Genomic DNA, 21,195 nt, shown 5'->3' with positions numbered 1-21,195 from the left:
GCTAATGGCCAGGGCGTCCGTGGTTGCGTGCAGGGTAGGAAATTGTCGATTCACGTTGCTTAACGCCCGGATATTTCATGCTTGTCAATTTGAAAGTTCGCACCTGTATCGTTCTGGTGCTGTTGCTCTTCACGGGCGCCATGTTCATTTCGAACGGTGTGGCCTGGATGGGGTTGAACTCCAGCAACAATAAACTGGAGCAGGTCAACGCCGCCTACTCCGATCAAGCAACAATATTGAACCGCGCCTACAACCTGATGTTGCGCGGGCGTTTGTTGTTGGCGACCTCGCTGATGGATATGCAGCAGGGCAAGACCGAACAAGCTACGGCGCAGGCCAAGCGTGCTGGCGAGTTGATGCAAGAGGGCGGCAAGGCGCTGGATGCTTTCCGCAAGACTCCGAAGCTGGAAGGCATGGAAGCGCTCAACGGCAAGCTGGAAGCCGCATACAAGCAATTCGACGATTTGGTAAAGCGTCAGTCTGCCGCACTGTCGAACATGGCGATTCAGGAATACCTGGATCTGAACGATGCCGGCAGCGCCGCCAACACGGCGTTCCGCGATTCCGTGGACGGCATTTTGGACTTTGTCGATAAGCGTACCGACGAGCTGGTCGTACAAGCGGAGACCGACCACCGCATTTCTCGTACGGTGACCATTGCCTTGCTGGCGATTGCTCTGCTGCTGGCCTTGGGGTGCTGGATTTTTATCAACCGCACGGTGCTGCGTCCGCTGCATCAGGCTGGTGACCATTTTGAAAAGATTTCGGCAGGGGACTTTACCGGCCGAATCGAGGTGCGCAGCACCAACGAAATCGGCCAATTGTTCGGCGCGATCAAGCGCATGCAGGAAAGCCTCACGCGCACGGTGGCGATGGTTCGCCGTGGCGTGGATGAGATCAATGTGGGCTCGCGTGAAATTTCCGCGGGCAACACGGACTTGTCCAGCCGCACCGAGCAACAGGCGGCTTCGCTTGAAGAAACCGCGGCATCGATGGAACAGCTGGCCTCGACCGTGAAGCAAAACGCGGACAACGCGCGCCAGGCCAATCAGTTGGCTGCCAGCGCGTCAGACGTCGCGGAACGCGGCGGCTCGGCGGTGTCGGAAGTGGTCAGCACGATGCAGGGCATTTCGGCCAGCTCGCGCAAGATTTCTGAAATCGTGTCGGTGATCGACGGCATCGCCTTCCAGACCAACATCCTGGCCTTGAACGCCGCCGTGGAAGCAGCGCGTGCAGGCGAGCAGGGCAAGGGTTTTGCAGTGGTGGCGGGTGAGGTGCGCTCGCTGGCACAGCGCAGCGCGCAAGCGGCCAAGGAAATCAAGGGTCTGATCGAAGACTCGGTGACCAAGGTGGGCGCAGGTTCGCAGCAAGTGGAACGCGCCGGCGCGACCATGCAAGAGATTGTGTCCTCGGTCAAGCGCGTCACTGACATCATGGGCGAGATTTCGGCAGCGTCCGAAGAGCAGTCCAGTGGCATTGATCAGGTGAACCGCGCCGTCTCACAGATGGACGAAGTGACGCAGCAGAATGCTGCGCTGGTGGAAGAAGCTGCAGCCGCTGCCGGCTCGTTGCAAGAGCAGGCGCAGCGTCTGGCTGAGGCTGTTGCAGTCTTCAAGATCAATGCAGGCGAAGTGATTGAAGTGCCGGCCCGCCAATTGGCGCAGCAGCGCACGGCCCCGCGCGTTTCGCCGCCTGCTGCTAGTCCTGCGCCGAAGGCCCCGGCCCACAAGGCGCAGATCGCTGCGTCGGCGTCCTCAGCGCCCGAAACGAAAACTGCCGAACCGGCGGGCCACGTAGAACCGGCCAAGCCAGCGCCTGCCCCGCGTGTAACGCAGGTAGCCCGGCCGAAACCCGCTGCCAGCGCGGCGTCGACGGTGCGCCCGTTGCGCCGTCCCGCCACCCGCGCGGACAGTGCAGCGGACACGGCGCCAGCAGCGTCAACGGCCAGCCGTCGCCCGCCCGCGGACGATGATTGGGAGTCTTTCTGACGGGTTATCCGTTAGCGCATTGAACAGGCAGTAGAAGACAGTACTTCCCCTTTACGATCCGGCGGCCACAGAATTCCGCCGGAGCGATTACCGGAAATCACGGAACATGTTTAGCAATCTGAAGGTGCGCACGGGCTTGATGCTCGCCCAGTTGGCAGTTGCCCTGGCCGCGCTGGTTGCCATTGGCTTGGGCTGGAACAGCATGCGTTCCAACACCGAGACGATCAACGCTTTGGATACCTTAAGCGTCCAACAGAGCAATTTGTTGAAAGATGCTTATACGCAGATGCTGCGCGCCACCGTGCGTGCAGACATCGCTGCGGCGCAGCGCGCTGCTGGCGATACGAATGGTGCGAGTGAGAATTCGCGCACAGTTCAGCAACTGATTAGCGATGCCAAGAAGAAGATGGACGCCTTCAAGCTGATTCCGAAGACGACCGAGATCGGTAAGACGGCCGAAGGCAATCTTGTCAGCGCGTTTGGCGGTTTTGCCGACGCCCTGCAATCCATGATGGGCGCGTTGGACAAGGGCGACTCGGCCGGCTACCTGACATTGAAGAACACCAAGGCTGGCGCCGCCAGTGGCGCGTTTGCCAAGCAATTGACGGAGTTTGCTGACAGCATCAATGCTTACAGTGAACAGAAGGTGCAGGAAGCGCGTGCACAGGCGTCGGTGATGGCCTATGTGTACCTGGCATTGGCCGTGCTGATTCTGGCGGTATCGCTGGGCGCCTTCATGTTCATGAATCGCGTCATTCTGCGTCCGTTGCGCGCTGTGAGCGAAAGCTTTGACAAGATCGCGGGTGGTGATCTGACCGTTCGCGTAGAGGCCAATTCGTCGAACGAAATCGGCATGTTGATGGCCGCCGTCAAGCGCATGCAGGAAAGCCTGGCGCGCACCGTGGCAACGGTGCGCCGTGGCGTGGACGAAATCAACGTGGGCTCGCGTGAAATCTCCGCGGGCAACACGGACCTGTCCAGCCGCACCGAGCAACAGGCGGCTTCGCTTGAAGAAACTGCGGCATCGATGGAACAGCTGGCCTCGACCGTGAAGCAAAACGCGGACAACGCGCGCCAAGCCAATCAATTGGCCGCCAGCGCCTCGGACGTCGCGGAACGCGGCGGCTCGGCCGTGTCGGAAGTGGTCAACACGATGCAAGGCATTTCGGCCAGCTCGCGCAAGATTTCTGAGATCGTGTCGGTGATTGATGGCATCGCCTTCCAGACCAACATCCTGGCGTTGAACGCCGCCGTGGAAGCGGCGCGTGCAGGCGAGCAGGGCAAGGGCTTTGCAGTGGTGGCGGGCGAAGTGCGCTCGCTGGCCCAGCGCAGCGCGCAAGCGGCCAAGGAAATCAAGGGCCTGATCGAAGACTCAGTGACCAAGGTGGGTGCAGGTTCGCAGCAAGTGGAACGCGCCGGCTCGACCATGCAAGAGATCGTGGCCTCGGTCAAGCGCGTGACCGACATCATGGGCGAAATCTCGGCGGCATCCGACGAGCAGTCCAGCGGTATCGATCAGGTGAACCGCGCGGTATCGCAGATGGACGAAGTGACGCAGCAAAACGCAGCGTTGGTGGAAGAAGCAGCAGCGGCCGCCGGTTCCTTGCAGGATCAGGCCGTGCGCTTGTCCGAAGCGGTAGCGGTGTTCAAGATTAATGCGGGTGAAGTGATCGAAGTGCCGGCCCGTCAATTGGCGCAGCAACGTCCCGCACCGCGTGTCGCGGCCCCAGTGGCGCCTGCTGCATCGGTCAAGGCGAAGCCCGCAGTGCGGCTGACGCATACGGCACGGCCCAAACCCGCACAGGCCGCAGCAGCGGAAGGCGCCACGGCAGCGCGTCCGGTGCGCCGCCCGGCAGCGCGCCCTGAAGCTGCCGCTGAAGTGAAGCCGGCGCCGGCCGCAAGCCGCCGCCAAGCGCCTTCGGACGACGATTGGGAATCTTTCTGATACCGGCATTGCCGGTGAATGGGTAGGGTATGCGAGGCTATATAAAACTTTTGGCGACGGCGGCAATTGCAGTGCTGCTTGCCGGTTGCTCGGCTACGGGTCATAACTTTGATCCGGGCAAGCTGTCGACCCTGACGCCGGGGCAGACAACGCTGGAAGAGGCCTCGCGAGCGCTGACCGCTCCGCCCGACAAGTTCTACAAACAGACCGATGGCACTTTTCTGGCTCTCTGGTCCTTCAAGATCACGTTTATCGCCGACGGCCTGTACAGCCGCAAAGAGGCACTGCTGCAGTTCGGACCAGACGGCCGGCTGATGCGCCTTGTCGATAGCACCAATATTCTGCTGGAACCTTGGGAACGCCAAAAGCTGCTCGGACCCGCGCCTGCTCCTGACCTGCGTCAGGACTGGCCGGCACCGGCGCCGGCGGCGGAACCCGAAGTGCAAACCATCTACATACCCGGGCCGGGCGAGCCGACCGGATTGGCGCCTAAGGGCAAATAAGCCCTGTAGTTCAGCGGAGAGCATTGCGGCGCAAGCCGCAATGTACGTCGCCCTGAGAATACCCCCTGTGTAACAGGGCGTGTCCGCAGGGTGGTTTTTCATTTGGTCAGAGCAGGTCCTGAAGGATGGGGAAATAATATGGAAGCGAGTCTCGAATCCGGCGCAAAGGCCGGCAAAGCCGGCAAGAAAAAAGCGGCCCGCGGACCCAAAGTGAAGCGAAAGTTGCGGCTGCGTGATGCGCGCGTCGGGACGATGCTGCTGTGGGTGATGGCGTTCTTTGCGATTTTGATTGCGGCAGTTGGCGGTTTGGCTGCGTACTTCTTGCAGAACAACTACGAGTCCATTCGCGAAGTCAACGCGTTGACGGAACGTGCCAAGCAAGTTGAAGTGATCAACAGCGACATGCTGCGCGCCCGCGTGAGCCTGATGGTGGCCGCGCGTCACCTCCAGGAATCCGGCTGGGGCAGCGGCGAGAACTCGGCCCGTGATGCGGCGGCTTCCTTGAAGGGGGCAACGGATCTGTTGACGGGCGTGCGCAGCCGCTTTGCCGACTTCCAGAAAAACATGCTTCAGGACGACACCGGCCGTCAGTTGTCCATGAACCTGGTGCGCCGCTATCGTTCCTATATTGACGATGGCGTGGATACCATGGTCGAAGCCCTGCGTAGCGAAGACTATTCGACGTTCTATATGGTGAACAACGAATACGGTACTCCGCGCAGCGCTGCCTTCATTGAGGCGCTCGGTGAGTTCGGCAAGTACATCAATGACCAGCAGCAGGCCACGATCGACCAGGCTGAAACGAACTTCAATCGCGCCATGGTCGCTGTGGGCATCGCCGTGGGTCTGGCGCTGTTGCTGATGATTTTCTGCCGCATTTTGTTTGGCCGTTTGGTTGTGCGCCCGCTGGTGGAAGCTGGCCAGCACTTCGACAAGATTGCGGGTGGCGACCTGACCAGCCGCGTTGAAGTGCGTTCGCACAATGAGATCGGCCAACTGTTCGCAGCGCTCAAGCGCATGCAGGAAAGCCTGACCCGCACCGTGTCGACCGTACGCCGTGGCGTGGACGAGATCACCGTGGGTTCGCGAGAGATCGCGGCCGGCAATACGGATCTGTCCAGCCGTACCGAAGAGCAGGCAGCGTCGCTTGAAGAAACCGCCGCATCGATGGAAGAGCTGGCGTCGACCGTGAAGCAAAACGCCGACAACGCACGCCAGGCTAATCAATTGGCCGCCAGCGCGTCGGACGTCGCGGAACGCGGCGGCTCGGCGGTGTCGGAAGTGGTCAGCACGATGCAGGGCATTTCGGCCAGCTCGCGCAAGATTTCTGAAATCGTGTCGGTGATTGATGGCATTGCCTTCCAGACCAACATCCTGGCCTTGAATGCTGCCGTGGAAGCGGCGCGTGCAGGCGAGCAGGGCAAGGGTTTTGCGGTGGTGGCGGGCGAAGTGCGTTCGCTGGCCCAGCGCAGCGCGCAAGCGGCCAAGGAAATCAAGGGTCTGATCGAAGACTCGGTGACCAAGGTGGGCGCAGGTTCGCAGCAAGTGGAACGCGCCGGCGCGACGATGCAAGAGATCGTGGCCTCGGTCAAGCGCGTCACGGACATCATGGGCGAGATCTCGGCGGCTTCCGAAGAGCAATCCAGCGGCATCGATCAGGTGAATCGCGCGGTGTCGCAGATGGACGAAGTGACCCAGCAAAACGCGGCGCTGGTGGAAGAAGCGGCGGCGGCGGCTGGATCTTTGCAGGATCAGGCGCATCGCCTGGCCGAAGCGGTAGCCGTGTTCAAGATCAATGCAGGCGAAGTAATTGAAGTGCCCGCGCATCAACTGGGCGGTTACTCGGCCCCGACATTGTCGCAGGGTTAAATCGCGGCGTTACGCTACTGGAAGTACAGGGACGGCCGCACTTACACGCGGCCGTTTGCTATTTTTTGGGCGATGGCTTTACCCATCGTAAGCACGTTAAGTTTTCGAAAATATTACCGTTAATCAAAATAACGCCTGAAAAGGGCGGTGAACAGTGTTTGAAGGTTATGAGCGCTCTCGCGGGGGCCGTGGCCACACAAACCAGGCGGAAACAGGTCGGTGCGGGACATCTTGTCCGGTTTGCTCACTGCTACTCATTCGCTGCTCAACTGATGTAACTGGAGACAAGCTGTGCGCGTGAACTTACCCGTCCATGATGTGGAAACCAAGCTGCGCGAAGATCAATATCTGATCTCGCGCACCGATACCAAGGGCCGCATCGTTTACGCGAATCCGGCTTTTATCGAAGTCAGCGGCTTTTCCCGCGAAGAACTTATCGGAAAGCCGCACAACATCGTGCGTCACCCGGATATGCCGCCCGAGGCCTACGAGGATCTCTGGGAAACGCTGCAGGCAGGCGAATCGTGGCTGGGGCTGGTCAAGAACCGGCGCAAGGACGGCGGCTACTACTGGGTGCTGGCAAATGCCACGCCCATTATCGAGAACGATGAAGTCGTGGCTTATTCATCGGTACGGGTGCGCCCGTCGGATGAGCAGGTCGAGATGGCCGAAGAACTGTACGCCCGTATCCGAGAAGGTAGCGCGCGGGGCGTACGCATCTTGCGCGGACGTCCGGTGCGAGCCGGCTGGCGCCGCAGCCTGGACGTGTTTGCGTATCCGTTCAAGCGCAGCGTGCGTGCCCGCATGCTGCGCCAAGCGTCGCTGTCCTCCGGCATCATGGTGGCCGCGGGTGCTTACGGTCTGCATGCCAATTGGTCGAGCCTGGACACGATGGGCGCAGGACTGGGATGCGGCCTGCTTGCATTGGGCGTGCTTGCCATCTTTGGTTCGGGATGGCGCTTGTCGCAGTCGCTGCTCGATCCGATGGTGGACGCCGCCAATATGGCGCGTCAGGTCGCAGCCGGAAATCTGACCACGCAGATCGTGGCGGACTCCGATGATGAAATCGGCAGCCTGAAGTTCTCGCTAGAAGTGATGCGCAAGAGCCTTATCGGTATTGCCCAGGACGTCTATCGCGGTATCGAGGGCACGACCCACGCTGCCGTCCATATTGCACGAGGCAACCAGGAACTGGCTGGCCGTACGGAAGGGCAGGCGTCATCCTTGCAGCAAACGGCAGCCAGCATGGAGCAACTGACCTCCACGGTCAGGCAAAACGCCGACAACGCCCGCCAGGCCAATCAATTGGCCGCCAGCAGTATGGATGTCGCGCGGCGAGGCGGCGTGGCGGTGGGCCAGGTGGTCAATACCATGCACGGCATTTCGGATAGCTCGCGCAAGATCGTGGAGATCGTCAGCATCATCGAAGGCATTGCCTTCCAGACGAACATTCTGGCGTTGAACGCGGCGGTGGAAGCTGCCCGCGCTGGCGAATCCGGCAAGGGGTTTGCCGTGGTGGCGGGTGAGGTCCGCAGTCTTGCGCAAAAGAGCGCGCAGGCTGCAAAAGAGATCAAGGGTTTGATCGAAGATTCGGTTGACCGCGTTACGGAAGGCTCGGCGCAAGCTGAACAGGCGGGTTCGACGATGGAAGAAATCGTGGCTGCCGTGCACCGCGTGACGGATATCATCGGTGAAATTTCGCAGGCATCGCAGGAGCAATCCAGCGGCATCGAACAAGTAGATAGCGCTGTATCGCAAATGGATGTGATGACAGTTCAGAACACGGCGCTGGTTCAGGAACTGGGCGGGGCGGTGTTGCAGTTGGGCAATCAGTCCGGGGCGTTGCGCGAGACGATTCGCGTGTTCCGCCTGACTGGACAGCCGTAGCCTGCAAGACATCACGCATGATGTAGACGACCGCTGACGCGGTCGTTTTTTTATCGCCTTCGGAAAAGAGAGGCTGCCGTCTAGCGTCCCGCTAGCGCATCCACGACACGGCTCATTGCGCCCAGCCCCGATTCGAACAGCATTTCAAGAAATGGGCCTGCGTGTGGAAGCACGACGGTCAGCACCGTGACGCCGACGATAAGCGTGACCGGAAAACCGACCGAGAACACGGACAACTGCTGTGCGGCGCGGTTCAGGATGCCCATGGCCAGGTTGATGGTCAGCAGGGCGCAAATCAGCGGCAGGGCGAGCAGCAAGCCGGAAACGAAAATGGTCTTGCCCCATTCAACCACGACGCCCCAACCGTTCTGGTGCAACTGGATCATGGAGACGGGCAGGGTGTCAAAGGACCGCACCAGCGCGGCCAGCACCAGTAAATGGCCGTCCAGCGCCAGGAAGGTCAGCATTGCAATCACGTTGAACAGGCGTGACAGCACGGCGGTGTTGGCGCCTGCGCCGGGGTCGAAGAACGACGCGAAGGACAAGCCCATTTGCAGGCCGACGAACTCACCGGCGGTCAGCACGGCGGCAAACGCAACCCGCATTGTGAAACCCATGGCGATGCCGATCAGCACCTGTTGCATCACCATCCACAGGCCCGCGAATGAACCCGGAGCGATCGGCGGCATGGGGTCCAGGGCGGGGCTGATGGCAACTGCCAGCACAAACGACAGGCCTATTTTGACCTTTACGGGGACGCTGGATTCAGAAAAGACGGGCGCGGTGCCTACCAGTGCCAGAATACGCACGAAAGGCCAGAGAAACTGGCCGATCCAGCCGTTGAGCTGTTCGAGCGTAAAGGCGATCATGGGGGAACGTCCGGGGTCCGGCGGCGCTGGCCGCTCAGGACACCAGCATCGGAATCTGACCGATCAGCTGCCGGATGTAATCGACCATCACGCCGATCAGCCAGGGGCCCAGCAGCACCAGCACTCCGCACATGGCCAACAGCTTCGGAATGAACGACAGCGTCATTTCGTTGATCTGCGTGGCGGCCTGGAAAATACTGATGACCAGACCGACGACCAGTACAACGAGCAACAAAGGACCCGCCAGCGCCAGAACGATTTTCATCGCCTGGTAGGCCATGGTCATGACGGTTTCGGCTGTCATGGCTATTCTCCTTCCGGCGCTATTGGTAGAAGCTCTGGGCGAGCGAGCCCATGAGCAGGTTCCAGCCATCGGCCAGTACGAACAGCATCAGCTTGAACGGCAGCGCCACGGTGACGGGCGGCACCATCATCATGCCCAAGGCCATCAGCACGCTGGCCACCACCAGGTCGATGATCAGGAAGGGGATGAAAATCGTGAAGCCGATCTGAAAGGCGGTTTTCAGTTCGCTCGTGATGAATGCGGGAACCAGAATACGCAGCGGGACTTGTGAGGGATCTTCCAGCGCGGGTTGCTTGGCCAGGTTGGCAAACAACGACAAATCGTTTTCACGGGTCTGGTGCAGCATGAACGTGCGCAGCGGCGCAGCGGCGCGCTCTACCGCGGTTTCAAACTGGATGGACCCTTCGGATAGCGGTTTGTAGGCGTCGGAGTAAATCTTGTCGAACACCGGCGACATCGTATAGAAGGTCAGGAACAGCGCCAGGCCAATCAGCACATGGTTGGGCGGCGACATTGCCGTGCCCATCGCGGTGCGCAACAAGCCCAATACGATGATGATCCGCGTGAAGCCCGTCATCATCAGCAAGGCGGCGGGCAGAAACGAGAGCGACGTCATCAGCAGCAGCGTTTGCATGCTGAGAGAGTACGTTTCTGAGCCGTTGGGGCCTGGTGTGGCGGTCAGGGCGGGCAGCGTGGCCTGGGCAACGACACCAGCCGGAAAGAAAGCCAGACCCAGTACAGCTGCTGCCGCCAGAAGGGGCAGCGCGCGCGGGGCAAGGCGGGTGGATGTCGTGCTGGTGAGCAAACTCATGGGTATCGCTTGGATCGCGCGGTGGCGCTAGCGGCGCTTGAGCGCCTGGCCCAGCTTGGCCGCGAATGCTGCGGCGGGCAAGGGCGAACCCTCTGGCAACTGGCCAGCGGGCAGGGTGTGCAGGGTAGTGAGCTGGTTCGGGCCGACGCCCACCACCAGCCAGGTGTTTTCGATCTCGACGACGATGATGCTCTGGCGTGCTCCGACAGGCAGGCTTGCGACCTGCTTGAGCACACTGCCGCCGCCACGCTGCGTCAGGCCGGCGCGCCGGGCCAGCCAGGCAGCTGCCAGGATAGCTGCCACCACCAGCACCAAGCCGATGATGACGCGCAACAAGCCGGACTCAGTCATGGCGCCAGGCGTCAGCGACGGTTGTTCAAGCGGTTGATCCGCTCGGACGGGGTGATGATGTCGGTCAAGCGAATGCCGTACTTGTCTTCGACCACGACGACTTCGCCCTGAGCGATCAGGTAGCCGTTGACGAAAATGTCCATCGGTTCACCAGCCAGCCCGTCAAGTTCCACAACAGAGCCTTGGCCCAGTTGAAGCAGGTTCTTGATGGTCAGGCGGGTGCGTCCCAGTTCGACCGTCAGTTGGACGGGCACGTCCATGATCAGGTCGATGTCGGTGCCGGCGCCGGTGGTGGTGCCAGCCAAAGGCTTGAACACCGACTGTGCAGCCGATTGCGCGGGCGGTGCAGCGGGCGCTGCGGCGGCGGGAGCCGGGGCGGGCGCAGGCGCAGGCGCGGCGGCAGCCGGCGGGGCAGCAGCGGTTTGTTCAGCCATCGCGGCCGCCCAGTCATCCTGCGGCTTCAGGCCGTCGGCTTGCGTGGGCGGGTTGGCGCGGGATTGTTCGGCGAGCGCGTCGGCCCAGTCGTCGGCCGGGGACGAGCCAGTGCCAGGCTCGTTCTTGTCAGTCATGGTCGGGGGCCTCGTGTGATTCGGTATCGTAGGTAAACATGTTTTGTACGCGGAGCGCGTACTGGCCATTGAAAACGCCGTATCCGCATTCCATCAGCGGTACGCCATCGACGTTGGCAATAATGGTTTCGGGCACATCCATGGGCAGAACGTCGCCCACTTTCAGGCTCATCAGCTCGCGGATCGAGGACGGAATGCGGGCGAACTCGGCGACGACGTCGATGTCGGCGCTGCGAACCTGGCGCGACAGCTGCTGCGACCAGCGCTGGTCCACTTCTTCAAGCGTCGTTTCCTGTAGCGGGCGCGTCAGCAGATCGCGCACCGGCTCGATCATGGAGTAGGGCAGGCAGATGTTCAGGTCGCCGCCGGTCGCGCCGAATTCGATATGGAACGAGGTGACAACCACCACTTCATTGTTGCCGGTGATGCTGGCAAACTTGGTGTGCATCTCCGAGCGCACGTACTCGAATTCGATCGGATAGACGGGGTCCCAGGACTTGCCGTAGCTTTCCAGGGTCAAATTGAGCAGGCGCCGGATGATGCGCTGTTCGGTAGTGGTGAAATCCCGGCCTTCAACGCGCGTATGGTAGCGGCCATCGCCGCCGAACAGGCTGTCGATGACCAGGAACACCAGGTTCGGGTCATACGTGAAGAGCGCCGTGCCGCGCAGCGGCTTCATCTGAATCATGTTCAGATTGCTGGGCACGGGCAGATTGCGTTCAAAGTCAGCGTACTTCTGGATCTTGATCGAACCAACCGTGATGTCCGCGCTGCGGCGCATGAAGTTCAGCAATACGTTGCGCATGTGGCGCGCAAAACGCTCGTTGATGAGCTCCAGCGTTTGCATGCGCCGGCGCACGACACGCTCGGGCGAGCTCAGGTCGTAGGCGCGGGCGCCTGCTTCCTGGCCAGACGTTTCTTTTTTACTATCGCTCTCGCCAGTAACGCCGGCTAGCAGCGCATCGACTTCGTCCTGCGAAAGAAATGCCTCGTAGGCCATGCTTATTGCACCACGAACGCCGTGAACAGTACGTCGGTGACATACTGGCCGTCCGGCAGGGGCGAGAAGGGGCGGTTGACCGCCTGCTTGATCGCGTTGGCCATGTCGGTCTTGCCTTGCTGCGTCTGCACACCGGTGGGCGATTGCGACGACAGCACCATCAAGATGCGGCTGCGGACTTCAGGCATGTACTTTTCAAGGCGCGTGCGGGTCTGCTCGTCGCTGACGCGCAGAGTCAGGCCTACGTGCATGATGCGTTCCGTGTCCGGATTCTGCAGCGTGACAGTAAAGGCTTCGATCGGCACGAAGATCGGCGCGGGCACGGCAACCGGGGCAGCGGGCGGCGCGACGAAGGTGGTCGGGGTGGCTTGCGGGCCTTGGACCGGTTGGCCGGGCGCGCCGGGCTGGCCAGCCTGAGCGCCGCCGGGCGCCACGCCCAGTTGCACAGGCGCGCCAGGAACGGGCTGCATGCGTTGAGTGAAGAACCACGTGGCGCCGGCGCTTGCGGCGGCGACGATGAGCAGGACCACTAAGGCTAGCAGCAGGCGAACAATGCCCAGGCCGCCGGATTTCTTCGCGCCTATGGGCGCGGATATGGGTTTGGTAGTCGCCATCTCGGTTTCGATGCGTGTTGTGCCGCTGGTGAAAACGGATTTTCAGTTGATGAAAGCATTCTGCCGCAAATCCCGCCTCGGCTTGGAGGCGAAAAACAGGGCGAAAGCCGCGTATCTCAAGCTATTGCTGCACTGCCCGCGCGCGTTGCCGCATGCGGGCTGCTGTTTATTACGCGAAGGTGTCGACCAAGGCGTTGACGTTGCGCGACACCGTCACTGTAGGTTGCGCCGTGTCGGCCGCGCCATCGGCTACGGCCGAACCGTTGCCAGACTGGCGTTGTGATCCATTGCCGTTTTGCTGCGCAAACTCTTGCTGTGCGGATTGCTCACCCACGCTGGTCTGGCCTAGCGAGATACCTGCCTGAGCCAAAGCTTGTTGCAGTTGCGGAATCGCGGCTTCGATGGCTTGGCGTACGGACGCATGGGCCGAAACGAACGAGGCGCTGGCCACGCCGTCCGACATATTCAGACTGACGCGCAGCGGGCCCAGATCAGGCGGATCCAAACGCAATTCGGCGGTCTGCATGCCTTGGCGCGCGTTGGTGCTCATCATGACCACCTGTTGGCCCAGTTCGGTACCCCAATGCGTGCCGCCCACCGGTGTGGCGACCTGCATTACCACCGGCACGACCGGCACGGATACCGCAGCCTGGTTCACGACGGGGGCTGCTTGACGCTGGGTAGCGGCGGCAAGCGCCTGTGCCAGATTGTCTTGGGCAGATGAACCGTGTTGCGCCGGAGCCTGCACCTGTTGCGTGGTGCTGTTCAGGGCGGCAGTCAATTCTTCTTCGGTATGGGCCGGCAGCGTGGCAGTGGTGTGCTCGGCGGCCGGACGCATGTCGCGGGCGACGCGCGGCAGAGAGACTTCCGGCGTCAAGCGCGGTGTAGCGGCTTGGGCGGCAGGCTTGGCATTCACGGGAGCTTCAACCGCAGCGGCGACGGCGCTGCCCGGCTTGACCGCGGCAGTCACGACCGGCAAGGCAGCCTGGGCATCACGCGTGGCGAGCGCAAGCGCGGCTTCGGCCTGTTCTGCGGTGGCCGCGACCGGCGCGCGCGCGGCATCTGCTGCCGGCGCTGCAGTGTTGGCGCTGTTCAGGGCGGCGGTCAGCACAGCGGCGCCACTGCTCATGGCGGTGGCGGCGGCTTGGGCGTTGCCACGGGCAAGTTGCACTTGTTCGGCAGCTTGCGCGGCAATTTCCAGCGCCTGCTGGGGCAGGACGACCGGCGTGACCGTCTGCTGCGCGGCGGCAACGGCCAGCGCGCCAGCCTCGGCTTGTGCGGCGGTCTGCACGGCGTCGTCAATGGCGCCTGCGGCGGCGCCTTCAGCCTTGCTGGCGGGGTCGTTGCTGGACTGGCTATTGCCTGATGTCTTGGCGCCGCTGTTGGCCGGACGCGAATCGGCGGCCTGGTTCGGGCGTTGAGCAGGACGTTGTTGAGCCAGCACGTCGGAAAAACTGGGGCCTTTCTTGTTCGCGGACGCGGACTTTGCGCCGAGCGAGTCGGCGATCGAAGTCGGCGCGACGGGCGCGATCGTGGGCAAGGGCAGGGGAGCGGTCATCTGGGGCTTCCTGAAAGGTATTGCTTAATGCATGCCGCTCTGGCGCTGGACCAGGCGGGCTGAATATTCGTCGTTTGCGCGTTGCTCGCGGCGGTTCTCGACAACGGCCTGCGCGCGCACCTGGCGCTGCGCCAGGGCGTCATAGGAATTGAGTTTGCGCTTTTCCTGCTGCCAATACAGACGGCCTTTTGCCAGGTTGTCATCTGCTTGCTGGAGCACGCCTTGCTGCTGGCCGATCGCGTCGTCCAGGGTACCAATGAAACGTTGATAGTTATGGCAGTCGCTGGCGGACATTCCTGTCGTCATGGCCTGCTGCAAACGTTCCAGATAGTCGTGCCGGTAGTCATTCAACATGCCAAGCTGGCGCTCGGCATTGGTGCGTTCGGCGCTGAGCCGGCCCAGCAGACGCGCGGCTTCATCCGTGCTTTCGCGGGCCAGATTGATCAGCATGTCCAAAGGCAATTGACTAGGCATAGGTGTCCCTTAACTCAAAACTGGCGCGCAACTGGCTGACGGCCTCGTCATAGCCGATGTTCTCGCCGATGTCTTGCTGCAAGAACGCTTCCAGGCGCGGGTAGCGGGCGATGGCATCGTCCAACTGTGGATCGTTGCCGGCGGCATAGGCGCCAACGGCGATGAGGTCGCGATTGCGCTGATAGCGCGACAAGCTTTGCTTGAAGCGGCGCACGATAGCGAACTGCTGCTGCGTGATCAGCGAGGTCATTGCGCGCGAAATTGACGCCTCGATGTCGATGGCGGGGTAGTGCCCGGCTTCGGCCAGATGGCGTGACAGAACCACGTGGCCGTCCAGAATGGCGCGCGCGGAGTCGGCGATCGGGTCCTGCTGGTCATCGCCTTCGGCCAGCACGGTATAGAAAGCGGTAATGGAACCGGCTTTGCCTGACGGACCCGGCGAGCCCATCCCCGCGCGTTCGACCAGCATCGGCAGTTTGGCAAACACCGACGGCGGATACCCTTTGGTGGCAGGCGGTTCGCCGATAGCCAGCGCGATTTCGCGTTGCGCCATTGCGTAGCGGGTCAGCGAATCCATAATCAGCAACACATCTTGGCCCTGGTCGCGGAAGTGTTCCGCCAGGCGCGTGGCGTACGCCGCGCCTTGCAGCCGCAGCAGGGCCGACACGTCGGCGGGCGCAGCCACGACGACCGAGCGCGCCAAGCCTTCCGGGCCGAGGTTGTGCTCAATGAATTCTTTGACTTCACGGCCCCGTTCGCCGATCAGCCCGACGACGATGACGTCGGCCTTCGTGTAGCGGGCCATCATGCCAAGCAGCACGCTTTTGCCGACGCCTGAGCCTGCGAACAGGCCCATGCGCTGGCCGCGGCCAACGGTCAGCAAACCATTGATCGCTCGCACGCCGGTGTCCAGCACGGTATCGATCGGTGCGCGTGACAAGGGGTTGATGGGTTGGGCGGACAAGGGCGCCAGTTCAGCGCCCGTCAGCGGGCCCAACCCGTCCAGCGGGCGGCCGGCGCCATCCAGTACGCGGCCCAGCAGCGCGTTACCGACGGGCAGGTGGCGGCCCAGCTGCGGCTTGGCGTTACCGTTCAGTTCGGCCTTGAGCGGCAGGGGAATCTTGCGTTGCAACGGCGGTTCACCGGGCACCACGCGGGCGCCGGGCGGCAGGCCGGAAATATCGGCTTGCGGCATCAAGTACAGCGTGTGCCCGTCAAAACCCACGACTTCGGCGTCGGCCCAATGGTTGTGGCCACGCGCGATTTCGATACGGGCGGCAGCGCCCACGGGCAGACGCAGCCCGGTCGCATGCAGCACCAGACCGGTCGCGCGTGTGATTTTGCCGCTGACCAGCCAAGGGTCGGTGGATGCGGCGCGAATCGAGCCGATCTGTAGCTGGGTCTGCCAGCGGTCAATCACCGGAACGACGGGTTTGGAAGCTGGCTGAGGCGTGACCGGCGCAGGCGCACCCGTGGCTGGCTGAGTGGCCGCCATCGGATCTTGCTGCGCGGAAGACGCCGGATGACCGTTCACGCCGGGTTCTCCCAGGTCGCGTCGCGGCCCAGCGAGGCTGCGACGCGGCGCCAGCGAGTTTGCAACGTAGCGTCGATGTCGCCAAAGGGCGTTTCGGCGCGGCAACCGCCGCGGGCGATGGACTCATCGGCCAACACCCGCCAATGGCCTTCTTTCAACTCATCGGCCAGGTGCAGACGGATCAGTTCGATGTCGTCCGGGTTGGCCCACAGGCGCATCTGGCCGCCTGCGGTGGGGTTGATATGCAGCACATCGCGCACGGCGCTGGCTACGGTATCGGGTTGTTCGGACAGCGTAGTGCGCACGACTTGCTGCGCAATGTCCAATGCCAGGGTCAGCAGGCCCTGGCCCATTTTTTCTTCCAGCGCGCCAAGCGATGCTGCGCAAGACTCGACCAGCGCGTGCAGGCGCTGCGCTTCGGCCGCGCCTTGTTCGCGAGCCTGCGCCAGACCCTCGGCGTAACCCGCTTCGCGGCCCGCAGCAAAACCGGCTTCGTGGCCTGCCTGCTGGCCGGCTTCGACGCCCGTTGCGTGGCCTTGCGCGTAGCCAGCTTCCTGGCCCTCGGCAATGGCTTGGGCGCGCAGTTGCGCCATGACCACTGCGGGGTCCGGGCCTGGATCGGGTTCGGGTTCGGGCTCGACTTCGACGGGCGCCGGCTCGTCGAACGACAGCATCTGCCAGCGCCGCCATGCGGCACTGCGCGAGATGAGCGTCGTCGTGCCGTTGTCCGCTTCAGACATATGCGTCGTCTCCGGAATTGCCCAGTACGATCTGGCCGCTTTCGGCCAAACGGCGGGCAATCTGCAGAATCTTCTTCTGTTCGCCCTCGACCTTCGACATGCGGATCGGGCCTTGCGCTTCCAAGTCTTCGCGCAGCATTTCCGCGGCACGGCTGGACATGTTGCGCAGGAACTTGGCACGCAGTTCTTCTTGGGCGCCCTTGAGTGCGACCATAAGCGTGTCGTTGTCGATTTCCTTGAGGATGAGCTGGATGGCGCGGTCTTCGACGTCGAGCAGGTTGTCGAAAACGAACATCTCGTCGATGATCTTTTGAGCCAGGTCGTTGTCGCGCTCGCGCAGGCTGGCAACGACCGTTTCCTCTTCGGCCGAATTCATCATGTTCAGGATCTCGGCCGCAGTGCGCACGCCACCCATCTTGCTGCGCTTGGCGCCCTGGCCAGCCAGCACGGAATTGAGCACTTCGGTCAATTCGGACAAGGCTGCCGGCTGTACGCCGCCAAAGGTGGCAATACGCAGCATCACGTCGTTGCGCAGGCGATCCGTCAACAATGCCAACACACCGGCCGCGCGGTCGCGCTCCAGGTGGACAAGGATGGTCGCAATGATTTGCGGGTGTTCGTCGCCGATCAATTCGGCCACGGTATTGGGATCGAGCCAGTTCAGCGCGTCGATGCCGCTGCCGCCGTCGCCAGCTTCCAGAATGTCTTCGATCAGGCCGGCCGCGCGGTCGCTGCCCAGAGCCTTGGTCAGCACGCTGCGGATGTAGTCGTCCGAGCCCAGCGTGACGGCCATGAACTGGTCGGCTTCCTGGCGGAATTCTTCCAGCACCACGGCAACGTCATTACGGGTGACTTGCTTCAAGCTCGCCATAGCGGCGCCAACCTGCTGTACTTCGCGGGCGCTGAGGAATTTAAAGACCTCGGCTGCGGCGTCCTCGCCCAACGACATCATCAGGACGGCGCTGCGCGTCATGCCGTCCATCGGAGTGGAATCATTTTTCATCTTTGCTCATCCAGGTACGCAGAACCATCGCGACGGCGCGCGGATCCTTGTTAGCCATCGTGCGGGCACGTTCCAGGTTGTCTTCGTAACGGTTGACTTCCTTGGTGCGGGCCACGTCCTGGGCTTCACGTGCGGCTTCAGCGCGCTCGGCTTCGGCCATTTCCGGATCAACCGGCGGGTACAGGTATTCGGAAACCGAACGGCGAACCTTGCGATACAGCCAAAACGCCACCACCAGACCCACCAGCCAAGCCAGAATGGTCTTGAACAGGGCGATCATTTCCGGGTCGCGCCACATCGGCACCGGCGGCGGGCCATCGTTGAACTGGCTGTTGACCAGGTTCAGCGAGTCACCGCGCGATTCGGAATAGCCCATGGCTTCGCGCACCAGATTCGTGAGCTTGTTCAGCTCTTCGGGCGGCAGGGCCTGCGGCTCGCCATCCTTGTCGCGGATGTAGTTCACCACCACGGCGACCGACAGACGCTTCAGGTTGCCCACCGGTTGCTTGATGTGGCTGATCGTGCGGTCCACTTCATAGTTGGTGGTCGCATCGCGGCGTTCGTTCAGGCTGCCGCCAGCGGCCGCAGCGCCGGTTTGTTGTTGTTGCTGTTGCTGCTGGGCATTGGCCGGCTGAGGCGGCTGGCCCGGGCGAGGCGGCTGTTGTGCGGGCGGGTTGGTGATCGGGGCCTGAGCATTCGTCGGCGCCTGATTCGACAGCGCGCCGGGCACGCCTTGGGCAGGATTGATGCCGCGCTGGGTGGAATCGCTGGTCTGCTGGCTGCGGACAGCCGATTGACCCGGTTCCTGATTGGGGCGATAGACTTCCGACGTTTCTTCGCGGCGGGCGAAATCCATGTCCGCGCTGGCTTGGGCGTGCACATTGCCCGGGCCAACCAGCGGATTCAGAATGGTCAGGATGCGTTCGACCGTGCGCTGTTCCATCTCGCGCACATAGCGCATCTGGTCCGCGTCCATGCCGCGGCCTTCGCCCAGCGGCGCCGACAGCAGGCGGCCATTCTGATCAACGATCGACACGCTTTCGGCGGTCAGTTCGGGCACGCTGGAAGCCACCAGCCAGGAAATCGCGGAAACCTGCGAATCGCTGAGGCTGCGGCCGGGATGCAAATTCAGCAGCACCGAGGCGGTAGGCGCCTGGCGCTCGCGCACGAACAGAGACTGGCGCGGCATGGCCAGGTGAACGCGGGCATGCTGCACCGTGTGCATGGCTTCGATCGAACGAGCCAGCTCGCCTTCCAGGCCACGCTGGTAATTGATCTGTTCGGCGAATTGGCTGGCGCCGAAGCGGGCATTGTCCATCAGCTCAAAGCCGACCGAACCGCCGCGCGGCAGACCTTGCGAAGCCAGTTGCAACCGGGCGTCGTAGACGCGGTCGGCCGGAACGAGCAGGGCGGTGCCCGTCTCGTTGTAACGGTAGGGCACGTTCATGGTGCCCAGCGCCGTCACAATGGCGCCGCCATCGCGATCGTCCAGATTCGAGAACAGCACCTTGTATTTAGGTTCGCTGCTCCACATCACCGCTGCAACAATCAGCGCGACGACGGCGGCAGCCGCGCCAAGCAGAATGGGCTTGGGCAGCGCGCGAATCTTTTCCAGCGCGGGGAACTTCGCCAGCAACGACGAACTCAGAGTGGCCTGCTGATTCATCGACGGCTCCCGCTGGCTACGCGGAGCTGGGAAAATGACTTCATGTCTGGGTAGGGCAGATTACACATGCAACGTGCTTCTGGTCTGGGGAGAGCGTGGATTATTGCCCTTGAGACGACAATCCCAATCGTCGAAAACAGCCGGTTTTTGGCGTTACTTGTCCCCTATGTCTATACGAAGTCCGGATGCGCGGCCTGCGAGCGGCTGCATTGCGCGAAATGTCGGGGTTTTTGGCGGCTTATGTCGGCTATGGACAAGCGTCTTCAGCGGTACGCTCTGTGCAACATTGGCGTAAAGCCCCACCAGCAAGGAATCAGGTAATGGCTGTAACAGGCTTGTCCGGCATCGAAAGCATGCTCCAGCAGATGCGCACGGTCGTGAGCAAAGCGGAAACCGGTAATCTCGCCGCAGGTGAGATGGCGGGTCAACCCGATGGCTTCGCGGCTGAATTGCAGCGTTCGATTCGCCGCGTAACGGCGGCGCAGAATGCCTCTTCCGCTCAGGCCAAGGCCTTTGAGATGGGCGCGCCCGATATTTCGCTTAACGACGTGATGATTGACATGCAGAAAGCCAGCATTGGCTTTCAGACGGCGGTGCAGGTTCGTAACAAGCTGGTCGCCGCCTACAAAGAAATTTCCTCGATGGCCGTTTAAGGCACATAAGGAATGCGGGGCCTTTCTGATGGAAAGGCCCCGTTTTCAATCAGTTGCGCTGCGCGCCTTTCTCCAGGCGCCACACTACTTGCTGCAGCCAGTTTTCCTGGCGCGCATCCAAATTCAGGAATACGGCGCCCAAGTGGCTCATCGGCGGTTCGCCGGTCAGGGACAGGTGCTTGGGCGCTGCGTCTTCAGGGCTGTTGGCCTGGATCATCGGCTGGCCCGAAATCGGATAGACGTTGCGCACTTCCAGATTGGCGCTCAGTTTGCCCAGCTCGCCAAAATCCAATTGCACGTCTTCCATCACCGCTCCGCGTTCCGGCAGCGACGGCACGGCAAGCTCTACGCGCAATCCCACGCCATCCACCGAAAGGTCGCGCACGCTGAACGTAAGCGGCTTTTCCTTGGGCTCGGCTTGCCACGTTGCCTGACAGCGGTTGGCGGCGCTGACCAGCGAGGCGCGGAACATCTTGCGCCGCTGAATGCGTGCCAAACGATCAGGGAACGGCGACATCAACGCGGCGCTGCCATCGTCGAAATGAATCACTTCGGGCCGCTGGACACGAAACCGTATCTGCACGCCGCCGTAGGCGGTGGCATTGAAATAGAAGGTGGCACCGCTTAACAGCCCCATGCTGTCGGACTGTTCAAAGTCCGCGCCGGCATAGTCGCGGGGCCGCCAGAAGAACTGGCGGGTTTGCTTGTCCGCGCCCAAAATGAGCACGGCCATCTCACGGTCCGCGGCATCGCGCACGAGGATGTGGCTGTCGGGGTGCGTCAGCTCAAACAAGGCAGAGCGCATGTCTTCCGGCCGGGTCAGCAGAAATTCCGGGTCGCTGGCATCCAACACGTTG

At 62.2% G+C, this 21,195-nt stretch carries 20 protein-coding genes; 6 read left to right on the top strand and 14 right to left on the bottom strand.

The annotated features are described in order from the left end of the window. Positions 1–77 precede the first annotated feature (77 nt). The 5 genes from RAS12_RS09620 (at position 78) to RAS12_RS09600 (ending at position 8,192) form a co-directional block, all read left to right on the top strand. Complete coding sequence (locus RAS12_RS09620; protein ID WP_306947631.1) at positions 78–1,988, top strand: methyl-accepting chemotaxis protein; 1,911 nt, start codon at positions 78–80, stop codon at positions 1,986–1,988. Between the two features lie 106 nt (positions 1,989–2,094). Next, on the top strand, positions 2,095–3,933 hold the full coding sequence (locus RAS12_RS09615; protein WP_306947629.1) for a methyl-accepting chemotaxis protein: 1,839 nt from the start codon (positions 2,095–2,097) through the stop codon (positions 3,931–3,933). Positions 3,934–3,962: 29 nt separating this feature from the next. After that, positions 3,963–4,436, top strand: coding sequence for a hypothetical protein (locus RAS12_RS09610; RefSeq protein ID WP_306947624.1), 474 nt, complete (start codon positions 3,963–3,965; stop codon positions 4,434–4,436). 138 nt (positions 4,437–4,574) lie between these two features. Next, on the top strand, positions 4,575–6,305 hold the full coding sequence (locus RAS12_RS09605; RefSeq protein WP_306947623.1) for a methyl-accepting chemotaxis protein: 1,731 nt from the start codon (positions 4,575–4,577) through the stop codon (positions 6,303–6,305). 291 nt (positions 6,306–6,596) lie between these two features. Beyond that, positions 6,597–8,192 carry a methyl-accepting chemotaxis protein gene (locus tag RAS12_RS09600; RefSeq protein ID WP_306947621.1) on the top strand — a complete coding sequence of 532 codons (1,596 nt, stop codon included), beginning with the start codon at positions 6,597–6,599 and terminating at the stop codon, positions 8,190–8,192. Between the two features lie 80 nt (positions 8,193–8,272). On the opposite strand, the gene fliR is transcribed toward RAS12_RS09600, so the two are convergent. From fliR to fliF, 13 genes are all read right to left on the bottom strand, one after another. Then, positions 8,273–9,061, bottom strand: coding sequence for a flagellar biosynthetic protein FliR (gene fliR, locus RAS12_RS09595; RefSeq protein WP_306947619.1), 789 nt, complete (start codon positions 9,059–9,061; stop codon positions 8,273–8,275). Between the two features lie 34 nt (positions 9,062–9,095). After that, complete coding sequence (fliQ, locus tag RAS12_RS09590; protein WP_306947617.1) at positions 9,096–9,365, bottom strand: flagellar biosynthesis protein FliQ; 270 nt, start codon at positions 9,363–9,365, stop codon at positions 9,096–9,098. A gap of 19 nt (positions 9,366–9,384) precedes the next feature. Further along, entirely contained in the window at positions 9,385–10,176 is a 792-nt protein-coding gene (fliP, locus tag RAS12_RS09585) for a flagellar type III secretion system pore protein FliP (protein WP_306947615.1), read from the bottom strand. A 27-nt stretch (positions 10,177–10,203) separates the two neighbouring features. Further along, positions 10,204–10,527, bottom strand: coding sequence for a flagellar biosynthetic protein FliO (fliO, locus tag RAS12_RS09580; protein WP_306947613.1), 324 nt, complete (start codon positions 10,525–10,527; stop codon positions 10,204–10,206). Between the two features lie 11 nt (positions 10,528–10,538). Continuing rightward, entirely contained in the window at positions 10,539–11,096 is a 558-nt protein-coding gene (gene fliN / locus RAS12_RS09575; RefSeq protein WP_306947612.1) for a flagellar motor switch protein FliN, read from the bottom strand. Beyond that, complete coding sequence (gene fliM / locus RAS12_RS09570) at positions 11,089–12,096, bottom strand: flagellar motor switch protein FliM (RefSeq protein WP_306947611.1); 1,008 nt, start codon at positions 12,094–12,096, stop codon at positions 11,089–11,091. The genes fliN and fliM overlap by 8 nt, the downstream gene beginning before the upstream one ends. A 2-nt stretch (positions 12,097–12,098) precedes the next feature. Next, on the bottom strand, positions 12,099–12,710 hold the full coding sequence (gene fliL, locus RAS12_RS09565) for a flagellar basal body-associated protein FliL (RefSeq protein WP_306947609.1): 612 nt from the start codon (positions 12,708–12,710) through the stop codon (positions 12,099–12,101). A 169-nt stretch (positions 12,711–12,879) separates the two neighbouring features. Continuing rightward, positions 12,880–14,268: a flagellar hook-length control protein FliK gene (locus RAS12_RS09560; RefSeq protein WP_306947607.1), complete on the bottom strand. Its 1,389-nt coding sequence runs from the start codon at positions 14,266–14,268 to the stop codon at positions 12,880–12,882. A gap of 24 nt (positions 14,269–14,292) precedes the next feature. Continuing rightward, positions 14,293–14,742: a flagellar export protein FliJ gene (gene fliJ, locus RAS12_RS09555; protein ID WP_306947605.1), complete on the bottom strand. Its 450-nt coding sequence runs from the start codon at positions 14,740–14,742 to the stop codon at positions 14,293–14,295. Further along, a complete protein-coding gene (gene fliI / locus RAS12_RS09550) occupies positions 14,735–16,237 on the bottom strand; it encodes a flagellar protein export ATPase FliI (protein WP_306951381.1) in 1,503 nt (500 codons plus the stop codon). Before fliI ends, fliJ begins: the two co-directional genes overlap by 8 nt. 35 nt (positions 16,238–16,272) lie before the next feature. Continuing rightward, positions 16,273–17,016: a flagellar assembly protein FliH gene (gene fliH / locus RAS12_RS09545; RefSeq protein ID WP_306947603.1), complete on the bottom strand. Its 744-nt coding sequence runs from the start codon at positions 17,014–17,016 to the stop codon at positions 16,273–16,275. Then, positions 17,009–18,019 (bottom strand): flagellar motor switch protein FliG, encoded by a 1,011-nt coding sequence (gene fliG, locus RAS12_RS09540; protein WP_306947602.1) that lies wholly within the window; start codon positions 18,017–18,019, stop codon positions 17,009–17,011. The genes fliH and fliG overlap by 8 nt, the downstream gene beginning before the upstream one ends. Further along, positions 18,009–19,685, bottom strand: a complete 1,677-nt coding sequence (fliF, locus tag RAS12_RS09535) for a flagellar basal-body MS-ring/collar protein FliF (protein ID WP_306947599.1) — start codon at positions 19,683–19,685, stop codon at positions 18,009–18,011. The genes fliG and fliF overlap by 11 nt, the downstream gene beginning before the upstream one ends. 320 nt (positions 19,686–20,005) lie before the next feature. Here fliF and fliE point away from each other — a divergent pair, with 320 nt between their 5' ends. Continuing rightward, positions 20,006–20,338: a flagellar hook-basal body complex protein FliE gene (fliE, locus tag RAS12_RS09530; protein WP_306951379.1), complete on the top strand. Its 333-nt coding sequence runs from the start codon at positions 20,006–20,008 to the stop codon at positions 20,336–20,338. A 49-nt stretch (positions 20,339–20,387) separates the two neighbouring features. Here the strand turns inward: fliE and RAS12_RS09525 are convergent, their stop codons facing one another. Further along, entirely contained in the window at positions 20,388–21,191 is an 804-nt protein-coding gene (locus RAS12_RS09525; protein ID WP_306947597.1) for a flagellar brake protein, read from the bottom strand. Positions 21,192–21,195: the final 4 nt, after the last annotated feature.

Origin of the sequence: Achromobacter seleniivolatilans (assembly GCF_030864005.1) — a bacterium.
Taxonomy (GTDB): Bacteria; Pseudomonadota; Gammaproteobacteria; order Burkholderiales; family Burkholderiaceae_B; genus Achromobacter; species Achromobacter seleniivolatilans.
The sequence above is the reverse complement of the archived record's forward strand: the minus strand, read 5'-3'. Positions and strand labels throughout refer to the sequence as shown.